Origin of the sequence: Pseudescherichia sp. AS216 (assembly GCF_037152055.1) — a bacterium.
GTDB lineage: Bacteria > Pseudomonadota > Gammaproteobacteria > Enterobacterales > Enterobacteriaceae > Pseudescherichia.
In genome coordinates, this window is sequence record NZ_JBBCMV010000001.1 from 145,394 (window position 1) to 164,625 (window position 19,232).

At 53.3% G+C, this 19,232-nt stretch carries 18 protein-coding genes and 1 tRNA gene; 6 read left to right on the top strand and 13 right to left on the bottom strand.

Features of this window, described 5'->3' with window-relative positions; translation table 11 throughout:
• Positions 1-115: 115 nt before the first annotated feature.
• Both lpxH and ppiB read right to left on the bottom strand, forming a co-directional pair.
• Complete coding sequence (lpxH, locus tag WFN61_RS00695) at positions 116-838, bottom strand: UDP-2,3-diacylglucosamine diphosphatase (protein ID WP_144814176.1); 723 nt, start codon at positions 836-838, stop codon at positions 116-118.
• 2 nt (positions 839-840) lie between these two features.
• Positions 841-1,335 (bottom strand): peptidylprolyl isomerase B, encoded by a 495-nt coding sequence (gene ppiB, locus WFN61_RS00700; RefSeq protein ID WP_144814173.1) that lies wholly within the window; start codon positions 1,333-1,335, stop codon positions 841-843.
• Between the two features lie 173 nt (positions 1,336-1,508).
• Here ppiB and cysS point away from each other — a divergent pair, with 173 nt between their 5' ends.
• Positions 1,509-2,894: a cysteine--tRNA ligase gene (cysS, locus tag WFN61_RS00705; RefSeq protein WP_337037159.1), complete on the top strand. Its 1,386-nt coding sequence runs from the start codon at positions 1,509-1,511 to the stop codon at positions 2,892-2,894.
• 53 nt (positions 2,895-2,947) lie between these two features.
• On the opposite strand, the gene malI is transcribed toward cysS, so the two are convergent.
• From malI to folD, 4 genes are all read right to left on the bottom strand, one after another.
• A complete protein-coding gene (gene malI, locus WFN61_RS00710) occupies positions 2,948-3,964 on the bottom strand; it encodes a Mal regulon transcriptional regulator MalI (protein ID WP_337037161.1) in 1,017 nt (338 codons plus the stop codon).
• Between the two features lie 90 nt (positions 3,965-4,054).
• Positions 4,055-5,554 carry a PTS transporter subunit EIIC gene (locus WFN61_RS00715; RefSeq protein ID WP_042391739.1) on the bottom strand — a complete coding sequence of 500 codons (1,500 nt, stop codon included), beginning with the start codon at positions 5,552-5,554 and terminating at the stop codon, positions 4,055-4,057.
• A 210-nt stretch (positions 5,555-5,764) separates the two neighbouring features.
• Entirely contained in the window at positions 5,765-5,977 is a 213-nt protein-coding gene (gene ybcJ, locus WFN61_RS00720; RefSeq protein ID WP_337037164.1) for a ribosome-associated protein YbcJ, read from the bottom strand.
• Position 5,978: 1 nt separating this feature from the next.
• The gene (gene folD / locus WFN61_RS00725) at positions 5,979-6,845 is read right to left on the bottom strand and encodes a bifunctional methylenetetrahydrofolate dehydrogenase/methenyltetrahydrofolate cyclohydrolase FolD (RefSeq protein WP_144814165.1); all 867 of its coding nucleotides are present in this window, start codon (positions 6,843-6,845) and stop codon (positions 5,979-5,981) included.
• Between the two features lie 227 nt (positions 6,846-7,072).
• On the opposite strand from folD, the gene WFN61_RS00730 reads away from it, so the two are divergent.
• Positions 7,073-7,149 (top strand) — tRNA-Arg (locus WFN61_RS00730).
• A gap of 76 nt (positions 7,150-7,225) precedes the next feature.
• Positions 7,226-7,540 (top strand): hypothetical protein, encoded by a 315-nt coding sequence (locus tag WFN61_RS00735; RefSeq protein WP_144814023.1) that lies wholly within the window; start codon positions 7,226-7,228, stop codon positions 7,538-7,540.
• A gap of 115 nt (positions 7,541-7,655) precedes the next feature.
• Here the strand turns inward: WFN61_RS00735 and WFN61_RS00740 are convergent, their stop codons facing one another.
• Positions 7,656-8,099, bottom strand: a complete 444-nt coding sequence (locus WFN61_RS00740; protein WP_312235562.1) for a DUF943 family protein — start codon at positions 8,097-8,099, stop codon at positions 7,656-7,658.
• Between the two features lie 155 nt (positions 8,100-8,254).
• Here WFN61_RS00740 and WFN61_RS00745 point away from each other — a divergent pair, with 155 nt between their 5' ends.
• Positions 8,255-8,668: a bleomycin resistance protein gene (locus tag WFN61_RS00745; protein ID WP_257756776.1), complete on the top strand. Its 414-nt coding sequence runs from the start codon at positions 8,255-8,257 to the stop codon at positions 8,666-8,668.
• Here WFN61_RS00745 and WFN61_RS00750 read toward each other — a convergent pair.
• A complete protein-coding gene (locus WFN61_RS00750) occupies positions 8,665-9,003 on the bottom strand; it encodes a hypothetical protein (RefSeq protein WP_312632834.1) in 339 nt (112 codons plus the stop codon). The genes WFN61_RS00745 and WFN61_RS00750 overlap by 4 nt on opposite strands.
• A 112-nt stretch (positions 9,004-9,115) precedes the next feature.
• On the opposite strand from WFN61_RS00750, the gene WFN61_RS00755 reads away from it, so the two are divergent.
• Together WFN61_RS00755 and WFN61_RS00760 are read left to right on the top strand one after the other, a co-directional pair.
• Complete coding sequence (locus WFN61_RS00755) at positions 9,116-10,072, top strand: UV damage endonuclease UvsE (RefSeq protein ID WP_337037171.1); 957 nt, start codon at positions 9,116-9,118, stop codon at positions 10,070-10,072.
• Positions 10,073-10,318: 246 nt separating this feature from the next.
• On the top strand, positions 10,319-12,187 hold the full coding sequence (locus tag WFN61_RS00760; protein WP_337037173.1) for an SGNH/GDSL hydrolase family protein: 1,869 nt from the start codon (positions 10,319-10,321) through the stop codon (positions 12,185-12,187).
• Positions 12,188-12,206: 19 nt separating this feature from the next.
• On the opposite strand, the gene WFN61_RS00765 is transcribed toward WFN61_RS00760, so the two are convergent.
• The 5 genes from WFN61_RS00765 to WFN61_RS00785 form a co-directional block, all read right to left on the bottom strand.
• Complete coding sequence (locus tag WFN61_RS00765; RefSeq protein ID WP_312175660.1) at positions 12,207-13,568, bottom strand: HdeD family acid-resistance protein; 1,362 nt, start codon at positions 13,566-13,568, stop codon at positions 12,207-12,209.
• A gap of 97 nt (positions 13,569-13,665) precedes the next feature.
• Positions 13,666-14,574, bottom strand: coding sequence for a LysR family transcriptional regulator (locus tag WFN61_RS00770; RefSeq protein WP_337037178.1), 909 nt, complete (start codon positions 14,572-14,574; stop codon positions 13,666-13,668).
• Between the two features lie 31 nt (positions 14,575-14,605).
• On the bottom strand, positions 14,606-15,646 hold the full coding sequence (locus WFN61_RS00775) for an NAD(P)H-quinone oxidoreductase (protein WP_312632836.1): 1,041 nt from the start codon (positions 15,644-15,646) through the stop codon (positions 14,606-14,608).
• Positions 15,647-15,715: 69 nt separating this feature from the next.
• Entirely contained in the window at positions 15,716-16,732 is a 1,017-nt protein-coding gene (locus tag WFN61_RS00780) for a hypothetical protein (protein WP_337037181.1), read from the bottom strand.
• 11 nt (positions 16,733-16,743) lie between these two features.
• Entirely contained in the window at positions 16,744-19,230 is a 2,487-nt protein-coding gene (locus WFN61_RS00785) for a fimbrial biogenesis outer membrane usher protein (RefSeq protein ID WP_337037183.1), read from the bottom strand.
• Between the last annotated feature and the right edge of the window lie 2 nt (positions 19,231-19,232).

A 19,232-nucleotide genomic window follows, 5' to 3' on the forward strand; every position in this document is an offset into this window, starting at 1 on the left:
CTAAAAACTCCTGTGGATGTGCGGCATAGCGCGTAACAGGGCACAGAGAATAGCATGGAAATAACGCAAGGAAAACGGTTGCGCAGCTAACATTGCGGGCAAAATGGCTAAGCCATTAAAAGGAAAAAGCGATAAGTTCGACCTGATGAGGGGTAACTTTGATCATCGAGCCTTCGCTATGCCAGGCCCCTAATACGCAGCGAAAAGCCGGTTCGCCGTTGGCGGTCAGCTCGTGCACTGCCGGGCGGTGAGTATGGCCATGGATAAGCCACTGTACCTTATGGCGTTCCAGCGCATGGCTCACTGCCTGCTGGTTCACATCCATAATGGTGAGCGATTTGCTGCTGTTGGCCGCTTTGCTGTCGGCGCGCATCTTCGCGGCCACCTTATGGCGGATAAACAGCGGCAGGGCGAGAAACAGCGTTTGCAGCCAGGGCTGGTGAACCTTCGCGCGAAACGCCTGATAGCCCGCGTCGTCGGTGCAGAGGGTATCGCCGTGCATAATCAGCACCCGGCGACCGTAGAGGTCGAGCACCACCTCTTCCGACAGCAGGGTCATGCCGCTCTCGCGAGCGAAGCGCTTGCCCAGCAGGAAGTCACGATTGCCGTGAATAAAGTAGCAGGGGACGCCGCTGTCGCTTAGCGCCTTGAGAGCGGCCGCGATCTGCTGATGCAGGGGATTAGGATCGTCGTCGCCAATCCAGGCTTCAAAGAGATCGCCAAGAATATAGAGTGCATCGGCTTCCCGCGCCGTACCGGCCAGAAAACGCAGAAAACCGGCGGTGATCGCCGGTTCTTCTGTACACAGATGGAGATCTGCGATGAAAAGCGTCGCCACGATTACTCGCTGACGGTCACGTTTTCGATGAGCACGTCTTCTTTAGGAACGTCCTGGTGCATGCCGCTACGACCGGTAGAGACCGCTTTGATTTTGTCGACTACGTCCATACCTTCAACCACTTCGGCGAATACGCAGTAGCCCCAGCCCTGCATGTTTTCACCGCTGAAGTTCAGGAAGTCGTTGTCTGCCACGTTGATAAAGAACTGGGCGGTAGCAGAGTGCGGTGCCTGGGTACGGGCCATCGCCAGCGTGCCACGGGTGTTTTTCAGGCCGTTGTTCGCTTCGTTTTTGATCGCGTCTTTGGTTGCTTTCTGATTCATGCCCGGCTCAAAGCCGCCGCCCTGGATCATAAAGCCGTTGATAACACGGTGGAAAATGGTGTTGTTGTAGAAACCTTCGCGGCAGTAGTCCAGGAAGTTCTTAACAGTTTCAGGCGCTTTGTCATCGAAAGTTTTGATTACGATATCGCCGTGATTAGTGTGGAAAGTAACCATTTTTGCATCCTGTTCCGGTAGTGTAGAGCATCGACCCAGCTGTGGGTCACGTATAGTCGCCTGTTATAGCATAACCGCAAGGTTCGATCACCTTGCAAAGGGTGCTGCTTCGGTTATCAATTATGGGTATCATACTGAGTTCATTCTCCACACACGTCTCAACGGAATCTTTGATGCTAAAAATTTATAACACCCTGACGCGCCAAAAAGAGGAATTTAAACCTATTCATGCCGGGAAAGTTGGCATGTACGTGTGTGGTATCACCGTTTACGATCTCTGTCATATCGGCCACGGCCGGACCTTCGTCTCCTTTGACGTGGTCGCGCGCTACCTGCGTTTCCTCGGCTATGAGCTGAAGTACGTGCGTAACATCACCGATATCGACGACAAGATCATCAAACGCGCTAACGAAAATGGCGAGAGCTTTGTCGCGCTGGTGGATCGCATGATCGGCGAGATGCACGCTGATTTCGACGCCCTGAACATTCTGCGTCCCGACAGCGAGCCGCGCGCCACCCACCATATTCACGAAATCATCGAGATTACCGAGCGCCTGATCGAACGTGGCCATGCCTACGTGGCTGACAACGGCGACGTGATGTTCTCCGTGCCCACCGATCCTAACTACGGCAAGCTGTCGCGCCAGGATCTGGAGCAGCTGCAGGCCGGAGCACGCGTCGAAGTTGCCGAGATCAAACGCAACCCGATGGATTTCGTGCTGTGGAAGATGTCCAAGCCGGGCGAACCGAGCTGGCCGTCACCGTGGGGCGAGGGGCGTCCAGGCTGGCACATCGAGTGCTCGGCGATGAACTGCAAGCAGCTGGGCCACCATTTCGATATTCACGGCGGCGGATCGGATCTGATGTTCCCCCACCATGAAAACGAAATTGCCCAGTCCACCTGCGCGCACGACGGCGAGTACGTGAACTACTGGATGCACTCCGGCATGGTGATGGTTGACCGCGAGAAGATGTCCAAGTCGCTGGGCAACTTCTTTACCGTGCGCGACGTGCTGAAGTATTACGATGCGGAGACCATCCGTTACTTCCTGATGTCCGGTCACTACCGCAGCCAGCTCAACTACAGCGAAGAGAACCTCAAGCAGGCGCGTTCGGCGCTCGAGCGTCTCTACACCGCGCTGCGCGGCACCGACAGATCCGTTGCCGCGGCGGGCGGCGACACCTTTGAAGCGCGCTTTGTTGAGGCGATGGACGATGACTTCAACACCCCGGAAGCCTACTCGGTGCTGTTTGACATGGCCCGTGACGTTAACCGTCTGAAGGGGGAAGATATGCAGGCGGCGAACGCTATGGCATCCCATCTGCGCAAGCTGGCTGCCGTGCTCGGCCTGCTGGAGCAGGAGCCGGAAGCTTTCCTGCAGAGCGGTGCGCAGGCGGACGACGGTGAAGTAGCCGAGATTGAAGCTCTGATCCAGCAGCGTCTTGATGCCCGTAAAGCAAAAGATTGGGCAGCGGCAGATGCGGCACGCGATCGTCTGAACGAGATGGGGATCGTGCTGGAAGATGGCCCGCAGGGAACCACCTGGCGCCGGAAGTAAAACGCACGGGTTTTGTAGGCCGGGTAAGCGAAGCGCCACCCGGCAATGCCCTGTTAAGCTGACTCGCGCGTCACCAGCTGTCCTGAGAGGGTAATGCGCTGGGTCAGCAGATCCGGCTCTTTGATTTTGCGGATCATCAGCGATGCCGCCTGGCGTCCGGTCTCTTCGCTTGCCGACGATACGTAGGTGAACGAGGGCGACGTTAAGTTCACGTGCAGCATATCTTCGAAACCGACCAGCGCCACCTGCTGCGTCAGAAACACATCTTTCCCTACCGTACGTCCAACATGGTGAATGCCGGAAAGTGAGCCGATCATCGCATCAGGCGAGTGGCAGAGCAGGGCGGTGATGGTATTGTTCTTCTCCAGCAGCTGCCGGGTCGCATGGCTCGCTGCGTGGGTTCCCTCCATGCAGGCCGGCGTCGACTCCTCCCGGGTGACCAGCCCGTACTGGGTCAGCGCGCTACGAAACCCGGCCAGCCGTTGCTGGCGGATCAGGCTGTTTTCCGCGCCGCCGATATAGGCGATGCTGCGGTGGCCGCGCTCGATCAGGTAGCGGGTCGCGAGGCTGGCGGCCTGGCGATTATCGCGCATCACCAGGTTGCACTCCTCCTCCAGTAGCGATTGCGATACCACAACTAACGGCAGAGGGCAGGTACGGATCGGCGTAGGCAGGCGAGAGGTGGTGGCATCGGAGGCGAGGTAGATCACGCCAGCCACACCCTGCTGCTTAAACGAGAGCAGGCAGCGTTCAAGGCTGTCGCTATCGTTGAGGGGCTGGCTGAGAAAGACCATGTAGCCTTGTTTCTCCAGCTCCAGCACGGTGCTGGCCATCACCTTCACCGAGAAGCTGTCGCTAAAGTCACGCAGGATCAGGCCAATCAGGTTCGAGGTATTGGCGCGGAGATTGGCTGCCGCCACGTTGTGGACGTAGCCGAGCTCGTCGATCGCCTGCTGCACCTTTTCAATTGTGGCGGTCGATATTTTTCCTTTTTGGCGAAGCACCAGCGAAACGGTGGAGACGGAGACGCCCGCCAGTTTCGCGACATCAATAATGCTAACCTTCTTCAAATCCACTCCCTGAACTTAACGGCTATGCAGTCAACGATGAAAAAGTCTCCTGTACGATACAGGAGACCTTATCACCTTAACAGCGTCAGGTTACTTGCCTATCATGCCCGACATGGTCTGGGCGATAAACTGCGCACGCGCGCCGAAAATGACCTGAATACCGTTATCGCCAACGAATACCACGCCGCGTGCACCGACGCCGTTCAGGCCGTCTTTGTCCACCAGCTCGCTCTTCGCGACTTCAAGGCGCAGGCGGGTAATGCACGAGCCCACTGAGCTAATATTCTGCGCGCCGCCCAGCAGGGCCACGATCTCGGTCGCCAGCTCGTCATCGGTTTTATCGTTAACGTTAGCGGTCACTTCGGTACGGCCCGGCGTTTTCACGTCGAAGCGGCGGATCACAAAGCGGAAGGTGAAGTAGTAGATCAGCCCCATCGGGATGCCGACGATAATTGCGTTCAGGAAGTTGGTCTGGTAGCCGTTAAACGACGGCAGAATACCGAACGAGATATAGTCGATCAGGCCCGCCGAGAAGGATTTGGCGATGTGTGCATGAAGCAGGTACATGCACATATACGACAGCCCGGCCATGATGGCGTTAAAGACGTAGAGCACCGGCGCAACGAAGATAAAGGTAAACTCAACTGGCTCGGTGATCCCGGTCAGGAAGCAGGTCAGCGCGGCAGAGAAGAGAATACCGGACGCAATCTTTTTGTTACGGGTATGCGCCTCATGGTACATCGCCAGACAGGCGGCAGGCAGGGCAAACAGCATCAGCGGGAACTCGCCCTGCATGAACTTACCGGCGTTTTGGTAGGTGTCGCTGCTGAACGATTTAGCGCCTTCTTCCAGCATTTTGAACCAGATGGTCTGGTCGCCGTGAATAACCTGGCCCGCCTGGGTGGTGTAGTCGCCAAACGAGTACCAGAACGACGGATACCAGATATGGTGCAGACCGAGCGGGATCAGCGCACGTTCCACCAGCCCGAAGATAAAGGTCGACGCGGCCTGGTTATCGCCGTTCACCACCACCGAGAGGGCATCAATACCCGCCTGGATATGCTGCCATACGTAGGGCAGCAGCAGGCCGAGCAGGAACGACAGGAACGCGGTAGCAATCGCCACAAAGCGTTTACCAGAGAAGAAGCCGAGGAATTCCGGCAGCTGCATGGTATGGAAGCGGTTGTAGCACCATGCGGCCAGGATGCCGCAGATCAGGCCGCCAAAGACGCCCATCTGCAACGTCGGGATGCCGACCACCATGGCATACTTGCCGCCCTGGGAGGCCATCTCTGGGGTAATCGACAGCACCGTGCCGATGGTCATGTTAGTGATAAACACCGAGACCGCCGCCGAAAGCGCGGCAATGCCGGACTCCGACGCAAGGCCTACCGCAGAGCCGATAGCAAACAGCAGCGGCAGGTTATCAAAGATAACCCCACCGGCGTTCATCATCAGCGGCAGGTGAAACTTATCGCCAAACGCCAGCAGCAAACCTGCGGCAGGCAACAGTGAGATTGGCAGCATCAATGCGCGGCCAATCATTGATAACTTCGAGAGCGATTTTACGAACCCCGACAGCAGACTCATGCGGTTTTCCCCCAATTATAGAAACCCTGGTGATGGCGTAATTGTTGTTAGTAGAATTGTAAGTAGAACGTTTTAGTAGAACGTTTTACTTATCGTGATTTAAGCCATGGCGGGCCGCAACAGAAATCTGCTGGGAAGTCAGACGAATTTGTTATTCTTTGACGTGGATCGAGCAATGGCCCTTATGAATTAAGGGCCATTAAGGCGGGATTAATCAGTTACAGTGATACTTTGGCCGTCAAACGTGACCGTTTGTCCTGCCACGATCTTGCAGCGCTTGCGGGTTTCTACCACGCCATCGACGCTGACCAGGCCATCGGCAATAAAGTTTTTCGCCTGTGCTCCGCTTTCGCTCCAGCCTTCCAGCTTCAGCAGATCGCACAGCTCAACATGCGGATGTTTACCTAAAGAGAACGTTGTCATCTTATGCTTCCTTTACGTCGTGATACTCTTCGCACGCCTGCAACGTATTCTGAATCAGCGTTGCGACGGTCATCGGGCCTACGCCGCCCGGAACGGGGGTGATATAGGCGGCACGCGAAGCGGCGTCTTCATACACTACGTCGCCGACCACTTTGCCGCTCTCAAGACGGTTGATGCCCACGTCAATGACGATCGCACCCTCTTTGATCCACTCCCCAGGAATAAAGCCCGGCTTGCCCACGGCGACGATCAGCAGATCGGCATTCTCAACGTGCTGGCGCAGGTTTTTGGTGAAGCGGTGGGTGACGGTGGTGGTGCAGCCTGCCAGCAGCAGCTCCATGCTCATCGGGCGGCCCACGATATTGGATGCGCCAATCACCACGGCGTTCAGGCCGTAGGTATCGATGTTGTAGCGTTCCAGCAGGGTCACGATACCACGCGGGGTACAGGGACGCAGACGCGGCGCACGCTGGCACAGACGGCCTACGTTGTAGGGATGGAAACCATCAACGTCTTTATCCGGCGCGATACGCTCCAGCACCTTCACGTTATCGATGCCTGCTGGCAGCGGCAGCTGAACCAGAATGCCGTCAATCTCACCGTCGGCGTTAAGCGTGTCGATCAGGGCCAGCAGTTCAGCTTCGCTGGTGGTTTCCGGCAGATCGTAAGAGCGGGAGATAAAGCCCACCTCTTCACAGGCTTTGCGTTTGCTGCCAACGTAGATCTGCGACGCAGGGTTGCTGCCCACCAGCACAACGGCCAGCCCAGGGGCGCGAAATCCTGCCGCAACGCGGGCCTTCACTTTTTCCGCAACCTCAGCGCGCACCTGCTGCGCAATCGTTTTACCATCAATAATCTTTGCTACCATCAGAGAGAAGATTCCATCTGTAAATTGAAGGAGAGGGGATTGTGTATAGTGTGTCAGAAGCGCGCCGCGCTGTCAGTTAACGTTTGCATTATTCGCACGGCGAGGGGACGTAAAGTGCGGCTCGATGCTCATTTCACCAGCATCTGACGCCAAAGCCATTGACTCAACGGGCGTTGACCGTATAATCCCAGGCGTTTCCACCGTTTAGGTGGGGCATCTCGCGCAATGCGCCCTTAGCTCAGCTGGATAGAGCAACGGCCTTCTAAGCCGTAGGTCACAGGTTCGAATCCTGTAGGGCGTGCCATCTAGCTTCAATGCGTTAACCCTTCTTCAAACTGAATGATTTGTCATAGCGCTTAGCTCACAGTTTTGGTGACGATATGAATGCTTTCGAAATGGAAAAAAATCTGCATGAAAGCGGATTCACGGGCAAAGATATTACTACTTTACGTCATTATATTGAAAAAGAGGGTTCATCGTATCCTGGGCTATTAAGTGAGCTTAATATAAGATTTATTGCTGCTATGATACTCGTCTTAATCATGACAGGTGTTTGGATCTATACAGTTGCGTATAAAGATCATGTTACTATCATTGCTTATTCAATAACAATGCTAATAGTTGCTCCGATATTTTATTTTCTCACCCCGCTTAAGTTAGGCTATAAAGCATTCCGTTACATGCGTAAAAGATAAGTTATTGCTTATTTGCGTATATGGATTGCCATTGAATCGGTGTGTGTTTTAAATTCTTTATATGTAGATATTCTTTTTCCTCGGTAATTTAATAATGCGTTAAAGTTTTCAGCTTTTATTTTGTGGTTTTTATGAACTGACCATTTTCTAATTCATAGCGCTCATCTGTTAATATACTAACCTGCCCATCTTTATTACTGACTACCTCCATTAGCTTATTCTTATCGATGCAATTTGCATTCACCTTAAAATCTTCGAAGCATAATCTATCGTATTTACCGATGGGTTTGTAACCCTCATTGAAATCCCAAAAGCTAATATGGTATTGACCATTCCCCGAGGCGGAAGGAGTGTTAAAATACTCTCTCATCATTGAGCTGTTATTCTGCCACCATGTTATTTTACCTTGATCGGTATAGGGAAAGTTCTCAACTAAGACATCTATATAACTACCATCTCTATGAATGCCTACAATCTTTGTAGGTAGAAAAAGTACGAAGGCAGTATAGGCAGCTACTAATAATAGTAAGCCAGCTGAGATTGCGGTTCCATATCGCATCGTTTTTAAATTATCCTGTTATAAGTCGTATCCCCTTGAACTATAAGATAAGACTAAACCTTGTTTGAATCAGGTTCAATAGTGGGGGCTTCGTTAATGATTTTATTGCCTCTATTCATCACTTACGACATTAAATAGACGTACGGACGCTAACAATGACCGACCAAACCTACTGGAACCGCATGGTTCCTGAACTGACCGTAACGGATTTCCCTGTCTCGCTGCATTTTTACGTCGAGGTTCTCGGCTTTTCCGTTATGATCAGCCGCCACGATCCTGAGTTTGCCTACGTTTGTATGGGCGAGGCGCAGCTGATGCTTGAGCAGTACCACGACGGCGGCTGGAATACGGCGGAACTCGTGCGGCCGCTGGGGCGCGGCGTGAATTTTCAAATTGAAGTGGATGATGTCGATCCGATCCTCTCCCGCCTGCAGGCCAATGGCGTTGCGTTATATCGCCCCCTTCGCGACAACGTCTACAGCACGGGCGACACGGAGGCGTGCCAGCGGGAGTTTCTGGTGCAGGATCCTGACGGCTATCTTCTGCGCTTCAGCCAGTACCTCGGCTAGCCGTTCATCCTGGCCAGCAGCAGGTTGGAACAGCTCTCCGGCGCGTCTATTGCGCGCTGCTTCTCGGCAGCACTAAGCTGCTCCCAGGCGTGAAGCATATCCTTGCCCAGCGATGAAGAGAAATGGGTTTTCTTCAACGCATAATCCGAATTGCCCCCCTCAATCATCTGTTCCATCTCGGTCAGTCCCGCCTCAGGCGAGCTGCTTTTCACCGTACAGAGTACGGAAGCGTAGTAGGCCTTATCCTCATCGCTATAGTGCGGAACCAGCCACCAGGCCAGCAGCGCAACCATGGCAACCAGCAGGATAACAGTGCGGGGTTTAACTCTTTTCATATCAGTAACGGCAGCCGTAAAAAATTGAGTCGATAGTATAGCGCCTTTGCTTAAACAGAAGGACTACGGTAATGCCTGCTACACTCGCATAAGGATATCTTGTGGAGGACACATGAAATTAGGCTTCGCTTGTAAGTTTCTGGACCCGGATTTAAAGCAGCGCTTTCCCTTTAAAGCCACCACCCGTACACGATTTTTGAGTCTGGAGAGCGAAGCGCGCTCAACGCTGATCTACACGCTTTCAGCGACCAACCTGACCAACCTCTATCTGCTTTTTCAAGAGCTGGCGCAACTGCCCCCCGCGCTGCGGATGATGCGCATCGGCAGCGATCTGCTGCCGCTCTATACCGTGCCCGAGGCCACGGCGCTGTATAAAGAGTTCTTGCCAGAGCTCTATCCGTTATTTACCAAATGCGGGGAGTTTGCCCGCGCTAACGACATCCGCCTCTCGTTTCACCCTGGGCAATACTCGGTTCTCGCCTCGGATAATGTGCTGGTCGTGGAGCGCGCGCTGGAGGATGTGGAGTACCATACGCTTTGCGCCACGCTGATGGGCTATGGCAAAACCTTCCAGGATTTTAAAATCAACATTCATATGAATGGTAAAGCGGGATTTGCCGGTTTCAAAAGCGCGTTCGGCAGGCTCAGCCCAGAAGCCCGGCAGATGCTGACCGTTGAGAACGACGAGATCTCCTGCTCGCTGGACGATGTGCTACAGGCGAAAGATCTCTGCCCCATCGTGGTGGATATTCATCATCACTGGGTGAAAGAGGCTGAGTTTGTCCAGCCCAAAGACCCGCGTATTGCGCTGGTTAAGGCGTCATGGCGGGACGTCAGGCCGGTGATGCACTACTCCATCTCACAGGAGGGGATTATCCCCGAGCAGGGCTTCCCGGAGCAGAGCAGCCTTGGTGTGCCAAAAACCAAGCTCAGGGCGCACTCAGATTTCTTCTTCAACCCGACGCTAAATGATTGGGCGCTGTCGTTTGCGGATTTCGACATCATGTGTGAGGTGAAGATGAAAAACCTCGCCCGCGACAGGCTCTATGAATACGTATTATCAAAATGAACTGACAATGATGCCAGGCAACGCGTAAATATAAATTTAGGGTAATAGCACATAAACACCAGAATAAACAGAATAACCTGTGCAATATACGCAGGGATTCTGCTATGGGCAAAGGCAGACCAGCTATTTACTTAATAATATAACGATAACTTTATTACAAAACGCAATGATATCAACGCATTCTATTTCTGTTTACTTAATCATTCACAACGTGAATAATTTGGGTTAATTTATAGATAGAGAATCATGAAAAGAAGAGCACTGTTTAAATCACTGATAGGTTTGGTCGCCGTGACTGCTACAGGCGCAAAGGCAGGCTATAGTAAGCGTAAGTCTAACGGCATAATGCCATTATATACTTCCTCTTATAATATCAACTATTCAAGCTCTGCCCGCGATAATGCCATCAATCTGAATAAGCTTATCGATAATGCGATTGCGCAAGGCAGGGCTATCATTGTAGATGAAGATGCTATAATTGATGATGTAAATATTCCTGTGCGGAAGAAAACTGAGGTGTTTCTTTATTGTGGTGGCGGGCAGTTAAAGGGACTGTATCGTCGGGAATCTATTCCATTAGGTGCTCCAACGAACGTAAGAGTCAGTAATGGACTATGCCAATCGGGCATGACACAGTTTTATCTTGCTAAAGAGCCTAACGTCGTTATTATGGGGGACAGTATTTCAACCGATGGCCCTAATGCACTCTCTAATGCGGATAGTATGGTTTCAATTATTACCAGAAAGATTGTTTCTGATAACAATGGGAGAAAGATTACTGTTGCTAATAGAGCGATTGGCGGACAAACCTGGCTCAATGCTAATACAAAACCCACTGGCTTTCCCCTATGGTATGAAGATACGAGTAAAAACTGGCTAGACTATGTAAGAAATGACTCTCCTGATCTTCTCATTCTCGCGTTCGGTATGAATGATGCCAATGGTTTTAATGCAGGTGCATTACATGCTGTTGTAAATAAAATAAATGAATGGGATAAAGTCCCTTCCTTATTATTTATCACTAATCCTGTACCGGCCATTTCTACTACATGGTGTAATGGAAGTGGTTTTTATGCGACCATTTATCAGGAGGGCCGTGACTGGGCTGCCGGATATGCGCGTAGCTATGCTAAATTTTATGGCTATTCAATCCTGGATATTAACCGCCAATTCTGTCTGCTACGCGATGGGCGAGATTACATTGGGATCCCCCTTGCGCAAAAAAACATATATAAACAATCTTACATCAAAGATACCTCTTCAATAGTGCGGGATTTTTCCCTTAAAGGGGACATTGCATCATGGCCTATCAATAAAACACTTGCTGTGAAAGTTGGTATAGGGGAGCTGGATATCGTCTATCTTACTAATAGTGAAGGGAAGCTCAAGATAACCGCCTTCTGTGAGGGCGATCATATCAATGCATACTATACCGTTCAAACATCAGCATTAATTGCGCCAGGAACTATGATGGACATTAGTGTTCAAGATAATGTGTTTACTCTTTTCGCTGGGAAAAATAAGGTTATATCATTTAATCTGATTCGCACCGGGGGCGAAATGCCTATTTCGGTAGAGTACACAGACGTACCTAATAGCGGGCCTTTTGCATCAATTATTGTGTGTGCTGGAAACTTTTTACAATGTGTGTATACAGCACGCGATAGCGATATCTGGGGGCATGATGACGGCACTGCCAACACTAAGCTACCGGAAGGCGGAAATGGCATAAACCATTACAGTTCAAAGGGACTCGCCCTTATTGTTGAGCCTGTGGTTGAAGCTTTTGATTGGCGGCCTAAAAGTGTCGAAATCTCAACGCCGATAAATGGATTCAGCGTTGGAGTTGCAGCACAGTCACCCGTTTTAGTGACAAGAAAGGGAAATATAGTGTCGCTGGTGGGGCGCTTGTCATGTTCCAAAAATTCCGGCGTTCTGTTTACTCTCCCTGCGGAATATCGACCATCAGCGCAAAAAATAGTCTCTACTGCCTCTATTGAATCTGACGTCTGGAAGCTATGTATGCTTGATATTGAGCCAGACGGCACAGTACATCTCGGCTTTGGTAGTGCAAGTGCAATGCTTTCCTTGGATGGTGTTTCATTTGAGATTTAAGCGTGCTTACAGGATACGATTACTCCCCCTCCATCCCTTCGCCGCTTTCGCCTTTCTCCCAGGCAACCCGACGATGGAACATTCTTTTTAGGGCGCGGCCCAGCGTATTGAACCAGCCGGTGGGGCGCGGGTCGGCGAGCATGCTCAGGGCGCGGGCATAGTCCAGCACCAGCCCTGGCGTCCATGCCATCGTCTCTGCGCGCTTGCGTAGCTGGAGCGCTACCCACAGCTCCGGGGTGGACATGAGCTTACCCATCGCCATCCAGAATCCGCGCGCCTGCCACAGCCTGCCGACCGAACCCTCCAGCGCCGCTTCCAGCGCCCGGGCCACGGTGCTGGAGCAGTTTCGGTGCGTCAAATTGTAGGACTCATCCTTGCGATAGTGTGCCCAGAACGCAGCCAACCGCGCCTCGCTGTAGTTGCGAATGCGCACCTTGCGTGTCGAGGGGCACCATTGCACAGACTCCGTGGCATAGTCCGGCTGAAACTGCCCCGGCACGTCGTTCTCCGGCGTGGCGCGCAGAGTACGGGCAAAGGCATCCGGCGAGCGGTCAATCTGTACGGCCGGATAGAGGCTGATATAGATGCCACCGGGAGACTCCAACGCGGCGTGGCCGGTAGAGATAACGCCGTTGCGATCCACGGCGGCAATATAGCGGCTGATGAGCGGGCGCGGAACGGCCTCGCTCGCGGCGGAGCCTACCGGCGTCCAGACATGGACGGTCAAGGCTTTTTCATCGTCGTCCGGCGGGCCACTCCACTCCACCACGGCAGGGGGAGGCGTATCCGTCTCCGCCATAAACTCTTCGCCCTTGAGACCCGGGTTAGCGGCGGCCCGCTTGACGCGATTCGCGAGGATAAACATGTTCCAGCCAGCAAAGGCCAGCACCAGGCCAAGACAGTAGGGAACGGTACCGGCATAGTTGGAGGGCCAGGGCTGGAAGAAAAACAGGGCCAGCACGATCTCGACGATCCCACCCCACAGCGCAGGCCGCCAGCGTTGGTAGCGGACGACAACCGCAGAGGCGATCTGCAGCGCACCGTCAAACAGGAAGAGCAGGCCAAAGATTATCGACAGCAGGAAATTGCCGTCGTGGTTCCCGGCGAGGATCAGTACCGCAGCAAGTGAGAACGCCGCGCCCTTGACGTAGCGCAGGATCCGCTGGCCTCCCATGCCGCTGTGAGCCACCATCAGCGTCGCGCCGCCTTCAAACAGCAGCAGCGAGGCAAAAAGCTCAATAGGGAAGAAGAGTGCGCCGTCCAGCGCGTCGATAAACAGCACTACGCCCGCGATCAGCGTCACCCAGCCGAAACGACGCAGTCCACGCCAGTGCGAGCGCAGAAAATCAATGCCAAGCAGGATCAGGGTTAGCCGCATCATAGGCGCACATCCGCAATAGACTTTCCCTATTTATAACCTGGGCACTGGCTGCGTGCGCAATGAATTGTCTATTTTGTAATCGCTGCTGGAGGCTGCATCACGCTCCTGCTACCCGCTGGGGAAAGCGCTCTAACAGCCAGTCGATAAACACCCGTAGCCGATGCGTGACGTGACGGCTCTGCGGATAGACCACGTGAAAAGGATAGGGTGCAGGCCGCCACGGCTGGAGGATCTCCACCAGCGTGCCGTTGGCCAGCGCGTTAGCTATTGAATAGCTAAAGGTCTGGATAACGCCCAGTCCCGCCAGGCCTGCGGCCAGATGCGCGTTACTCTCGTTAACGCCGATACGATAATCGACCTTAATGTCCGTTTTCTCGCCGTTATGCTCGAAGCGAAAAGGGAAGGCCCTGCCGTTTTGTGGGGAGAGATAGCTCACCAGCCGGTGGCCGTTTTTGAGTTCATCCGGGTAGGCGGGCGTGCCGAAGGTCTTCAAATACGCTGGCGTCGCGCAGGTAATCAGCGTTGCTGAGCCAATATGCCGCGCAACGAGGGATGAACTCTCCAGCGGGCCACCGCGGATCACGCAGTCCACGTTATCGCTGATCAGATCCACCGAGCGATCGGATACCCCCAGATCGATGCGAATATCCGGATAGCAGGTCATAAACTCAGGAAGGATAGGAATGAGCACGTCACGGGCGGTAGACCCGCCGATGTCGATACGCAGCAGGCCATGTGGCTTACCACGGGCGGCGCTAAAGGAGGTGTCGATATCTTCCAGATCGCGCAAAATGCGGGCGCTCTTTTCGTAGTAGTCGCGCCCCTCGGGGGTGACCGTCACGCGGCGGGTCGTGCGCTGTAGGAGGCGCACGCCAAGGTGCGCCTCCAGATCCTGAATCAGCTTGCTGACCGTAGCATTGGGCATCTCCAGCGAATCCGCTGCCCGGGTAAAGTTACCTGCCTCTACTACCCGGGCAAAGGCCCGTATCGCCACCAGCTGATCCATCTATAATCCCCGTTTGTCATATTACGGCTGATTATATACGGTCCGCTGCTTCATCCTCATCCGCAATTAACACCACTTTGCCGATGTGCGTCCCCTCATCGAGGAGGCGATGGGCATCGGCTGCTTCCGCTAGCGGGAAGGTTTTGTAGATTTGCGGTTTCAGCTTCCCGGCTTCGATCAGCGGCCAGACGTTGTCGTTAAGCGCTTCAATGATCTCCGCCTTTGCAGCAGGCGAACGTGAGCGCAGGGTAGAGCCAATATGCATCAGCTGCTTGGTCAGCATCGGGAACAGGTTTAGCTCTTTCGCCGGGCCCGCGAGCACGCTAATCTGCACGATGCGCCCGTGCATCGCCGCTGCCTCATAGTTTCGCGCGACATAGTCTCCCGCAATGATGTCGAGGATAATGTCTGCCCCATGTCCGTCAGTCACCTCTTTAACAATCTCGACAAAGTCCTCCTCTTTGTAGAGTACGGCGACGTCCGCGCCCAGCTTCAGGCTGGCCTGGCGGTGCTCGTCAGAGCCTACGGTAGTGATGATTTTCGCGGCGCCAAAGGCCTTCGCCAGCATGGTTGCCGTGGTGCCAATGCCGGACGCACCGCCGTGGATCAGAATGATGTCGCCGGCTTTAAACTGGCCGCGCTGGAACATATTCAGCCAGACCGTCATAAAGGTCTCAGGCAGCGCTGCCGCTTCGACAAAGTTCAGCCCGGACGGCAGCGGCAGGGTGTTACTCTCATGGGCAGTACAATATTCGGCATAGCCGCCGCCGGTAATCAGCGCCGCAACGCGGTCCCCTGGCGTGAAACTTTGCACTTCAGCGCCAACGGCAACCACTACGCCCGACACCTCCAGGCCTGGGATATCAGACGCCCCCGGCGGTGGCGCATACTGGCCCTTACGCTGCAACACGTCCGGACCGTTTACCCCTGCGGCAACGGTGCGGATCAGCACCTCGTTTGCCTGCGGCCGTGGCACAGGGCGCGTTGTCGCCTGCAGAACTTCCGGGCCGCCGGGCTGGGTAATGTCAATCGCGGTCATGGTGTCAGGGATGGTATAGGCTTGTTCGGACATCGTTTTCTCCTGTGGTCTTTTACCTCATTATGGTTCAAGAACCACAGGTGAGTTTGTTATCGCTTGCTCTTAATCGTAATCCACCACGACTTTGGCTTTGCTCTGCACCTTGCCAGCGAATACCTTGTTACCGTAGCGCGCATAGCGGAGTTGGAGATTGAGTGGAAAAGTTGAGTTGTTCCGTAACGTGCTCCCCCGGCTCGCAAGAGTGAATTTTTGTGTGGGCTGAAAAGTAATATCCTGACCATTATTCTTTAACTCAAAACCGATCTCTCCTGCGCTTCCAGGTTCTGCTCCTAGCTCGTTCTGCAACGTTTTCCCGCTGAGCGAGCTGATGGCTTCAAAGTGATAGTGAATATTACTGGTCGCCACAGTGGTTTTATTGCTGCACTCTATTTCCGGCTGCTGCGTTGTGGGGGGGACAAACACATTGCTGGCAATTTCATGGTAGCTAATACTCGGCGCGGAGATCTCCTTGCTTTTTAATTTACAGGTGGTAGGAGTGAATTTAGCGAGCACCTTAATTCGGTTGTGGTACTCATGTGAAGTATTGTTATTTCCACCCAGGCAGGATATTAAATCACAAGGTGTTGGCTTTACAATCATATAGTCAATTAATTCAAATGGCGTGTTAATATCAATTGAACCTGTAACGGCTCCTGTGTAATTACTGAGTATGCTGTATGTTAGTATATATTTAAATACGGCGTTAAGCTCTGTAGCACTATAGGGAGTGTGAGGATAGGTTTCACCTTTAAACTCATTGGATTTAATTGGTGTGCCAGCTTTTAATGTTATTTTCACTACAATGTTATGGATAGAATCTTTTATTCTGTATAAATAGGCGGTGTTATTTGCTGTGGATAAATTAAAAGTATTTGATGTCCAGCTGCCAGCCATGCATTTAAAATTCGGACTGCTACCAGCCAGATTTATATAGCTTTCTTTTGAAGCAGAGCCTGCATTCAGATCAAGAATGATGGTTTCTGAAGTAACGCTCGGCTTCTTTTCATTTCCTTCTATATAACAATACGCCTGAGCCTGAAAAACAGCAAACACCGTAATAAGTGCCAGTAAAATACGCATAGTGATCCCTTCTAGCGGCAAGTATAAACTTTGCTTTCGTCGATTGTTTTATCGAATGTGATGGTGCAAGAGAGGCCCTGCTGCTTATTAGTCGCCACATGCACAGAGCGCGGCACGCTATCGGTGCGAATGAACAGCTGGCTCCCTTGGGCAACCATGCCCACGTTCTGGCCGGACTCATCCTCGACTTCATAACCAAAGGTCAGCGGGGAACCATCCGGGCGTCTGGCCTGGAAAAACCACGGCTTACGGCTGTCGGTCTCAAACTTAGCCAGCACCACCGCGCCGCGGTAAGGCACCACGCCTTTGCGGTTGCCGTTTAACGCCACGTCACTCCCGGAATGGCTGGTATCAAGCTGCAGCGTGTTTTCACGGTAGGGGGTTAAGCCGCTGTAGATCGCTCTGCCCTGGCCGCTAGTGGTGTGGTGCCGATTTCCCTGTACGGCAGCCCCTTCCAGTCCCGGCGCATCAATGATGGCGAAGGTCTCGGTAAGGGAGTGGGTCAGGTCAACCCCGCCGCCCCAGGCAACTACGCCGCCCTGAATGCTGCCGCTGGCCTGGCTGTAACGGTTAGAGTGACTATAGCTACCGTCCAGAGTGGCAAACGGCGCGTGCCAGGTGAGGTTCGCCCCGGCAGCGGTTTCATTATCCTGCCGCTGGTGGCTCAGGTTCACGCCGTAGTTAAACTGATCCCTGTCGCCCGCAATGCCGTTAATATTGGTGTTGTTCGACTGGTAGCCATCATTATCAAAGGTGGTGCTGTTAGAGACGTACAGGTCACGCCGTGGCGTGGTGATACCATCCCCCCACGAGAAGGGAATCGAGAAGTAGATATTAAACCGTTTATCCTCCCGGTCATCCTCATCATAGGACTGGCTAGCAGAGAGGGTATAAGTTACACGTGACCAGCTGTTCGAATAGCTTAGCTGGACGTCATTTCGCGTTCCTCCTCGCTGCCAGTAGTCACGCCACAAGGCGCTGCCGGAAAGCGAGCCCCAGCCCGCGGGCAGCGCCTGGTTAACGGCCAGCGAAACGCTATTTTTACGGCCAAAGTCGTTTTGGTAGTAGTCGGCAATGTCATACACATCGTCATCGTCACGGTGGTAGCTATTTTTATTGTTTGCCCAGACGTGATCGTTAAAGGTGCGGTAGTCCTTAGAGGAGAACCGCCAGGCGGCCATCGATAGCTGTGTGCCGGTGGGAGAGAGATATTTACTCCAGGTTAACTGGTAGCTCTGGCCGTCATAGGTTGCACCGTCATCCTGGCTGCTGTGGGAGCGGGTGACGTCCAGGGAGACGGCGCCAAGACGGGTATTCCAGCCGGTGCCCAGCAGAAAGGCGTTGTAATCGTTCGATAACATCGTGCCGGTGTAGAGCGTCAGCAAATTATTAACGCCATACTGCCAGCTTCCCTGCATAAAGTCGGCCTGATCGCTGGCCCCCTCAATATGGCTACGCCCGGCGGCAACGTCATATTTTACCACGCCTGGCTGGAGCATTTTGGGCACGCTGGAGTAGGGCACAAGATAGTGCGTCGAGCTGCCATCTGCCTCTTTCACGGTAACGTCTAAATCAGCGCCACCGCCCGCCAGCTGTAAGTCATCAATAGCAAACGGGCCGGGAGGAACGTCGCTCTGGTAGACCACAAAACCGTTCTGCTCGACGGTAACAAGGGCGTTACTCTGGGCTATCCCTCTTACCACTGGCGTGAAGTTTTGCTTTGAGTTGGGCAGCATCTGCATATCGCGCCAGAGCCTGACGCCGTTAAAACGCACTGAGTCAAACAGCTCGCCATCGGTGTACATGTCCCCTGCGCGGGCGGTGCTGAGCATCCCGGGAATAGCGCGCTCCAGATAGAGCGTATTGCTTTTCCACTTGCCCTGCGCATCGTCGGCTTTGGTGTAGTTTGCGCTGGAGTGCAGCTGGAAACCCACGAGGTTCAGGCCGCTGTTAAAATTAATATATCGGCTCTTACTGCTGCCGTTCTGTTTGTAGTCGCTATAGTACTGGCTGGCGTAGTAGGAGGTGTAGAGGGCATTAATCCCACGATCCCAGGTTTCCGGCGGCATATAGCCACGCTCGTGAGAGCTAACCCAGGCATGGGGAACGGTGAGCTTGAGCGCAAGCTGACTGATATCGTAATTGACGCTGCCGCCCTGCACGGCCTCATTAAGCGTCAGGCACTCTTCTGAGTGACGATGTTTAAAGGCCTCTGTTTTAATACCTATCTGCTGCAGCTCGGCAACGGATAAACAGGTTTGATCGGGATCGTCTGCGACCACTACGCTGTAGCGACCCCGCCACTCATCATTAAGATATATATCCAGATCGTACGTTCCGGGCAGGGGACGATCGCCATCAAGCTGTAAATCAGCGGTTTTCTCACCCTTTAATCCCCCATGTAAAAAATGAGTATCAAAGGTTTCAGCCCGGGCAGAAAGGATATGCAAAAGCAATGAGGAGACGATCCCCAGCGTAATGAGGTTAAGTTTATGCATGG

Coding starts and splice junctions, on each gene's coding strand:
- WFN61_RS00785 (WP_337037183.1), bottom strand. CDS start 19,230: ATGCATAAACTTAACCTCATTACGCTGGGGATCGTCTCCTCATTGCTT.
- WFN61_RS00780 (WP_337037181.1), bottom strand. CDS start 16,732: ATGCGTATTTTACTGGCACTTATTACGGTGTTTGCTGTTTTTCAGGCT.
- WFN61_RS00740 (WP_312235562.1), bottom strand. CDS start 8,099: ATGCGATATGGAACCGCAATCTCAGCTGGCTTACTATTATTAGTAGCT.
- WFN61_RS00745 (WP_257756776.1), top strand. CDS start 8,255: ATGACCGACCAAACCTACTGGAACCGCATGGTTCCTGAACTGACCGTA.
- WFN61_RS00755 (WP_337037171.1), top strand. CDS start 9,116: ATGAAATTAGGCTTCGCTTGTAAGTTTCTGGACCCGGATTTAAAGCAG.
- WFN61_RS00770 (WP_337037178.1), bottom strand. CDS start 14,574: ATGGATCAGCTGGTGGCGATACGGGCCTTTGCCCGGGTAGTAGAGGCA.
- WFN61_RS00735 (WP_144814023.1), top strand. CDS start 7,226: ATGAATGCTTTCGAAATGGAAAAAAATCTGCATGAAAGCGGATTCACG.
- folD (WP_144814165.1), bottom strand. CDS start 6,845: ATGGTAGCAAAGATTATTGATGGTAAAACGATTGCGCAGCAGGTGCGC.
- cysS (WP_337037159.1), top strand. CDS start 1,509: ATGCTAAAAATTTATAACACCCTGACGCGCCAAAAAGAGGAATTTAAA.
- WFN61_RS00765 (WP_312175660.1), bottom strand. CDS start 13,568: ATGATGCGGCTAACCCTGATCCTGCTTGGCATTGATTTTCTGCGCTCG.
- WFN61_RS00715 (WP_042391739.1), bottom strand. CDS start 5,554: ATGAGTCTGCTGTCGGGGTTCGTAAAATCGCTCTCGAAGTTATCAATG.
- ppiB (WP_144814173.1), bottom strand. CDS start 1,335: ATGGTTACTTTCCACACTAATCACGGCGATATCGTAATCAAAACTTTC.
- WFN61_RS00775 (WP_312632836.1), bottom strand. CDS start 15,646: ATGTCCGAACAAGCCTATACCATCCCTGACACCATGACCGCGATTGAC.
- WFN61_RS00750 (WP_312632834.1), bottom strand. CDS start 9,003: ATGAAAAGAGTTAAACCCCGCACTGTTATCCTGCTGGTTGCCATGGTT.
- WFN61_RS00760 (WP_337037173.1), top strand. CDS start 10,319: ATGAAAAGAAGAGCACTGTTTAAATCACTGATAGGTTTGGTCGCCGTG.
- ybcJ (WP_337037164.1), bottom strand. CDS start 5,977: ATGACAACGTTCTCTTTAGGTAAACATCCGCATGTTGAGCTGTGCGAT.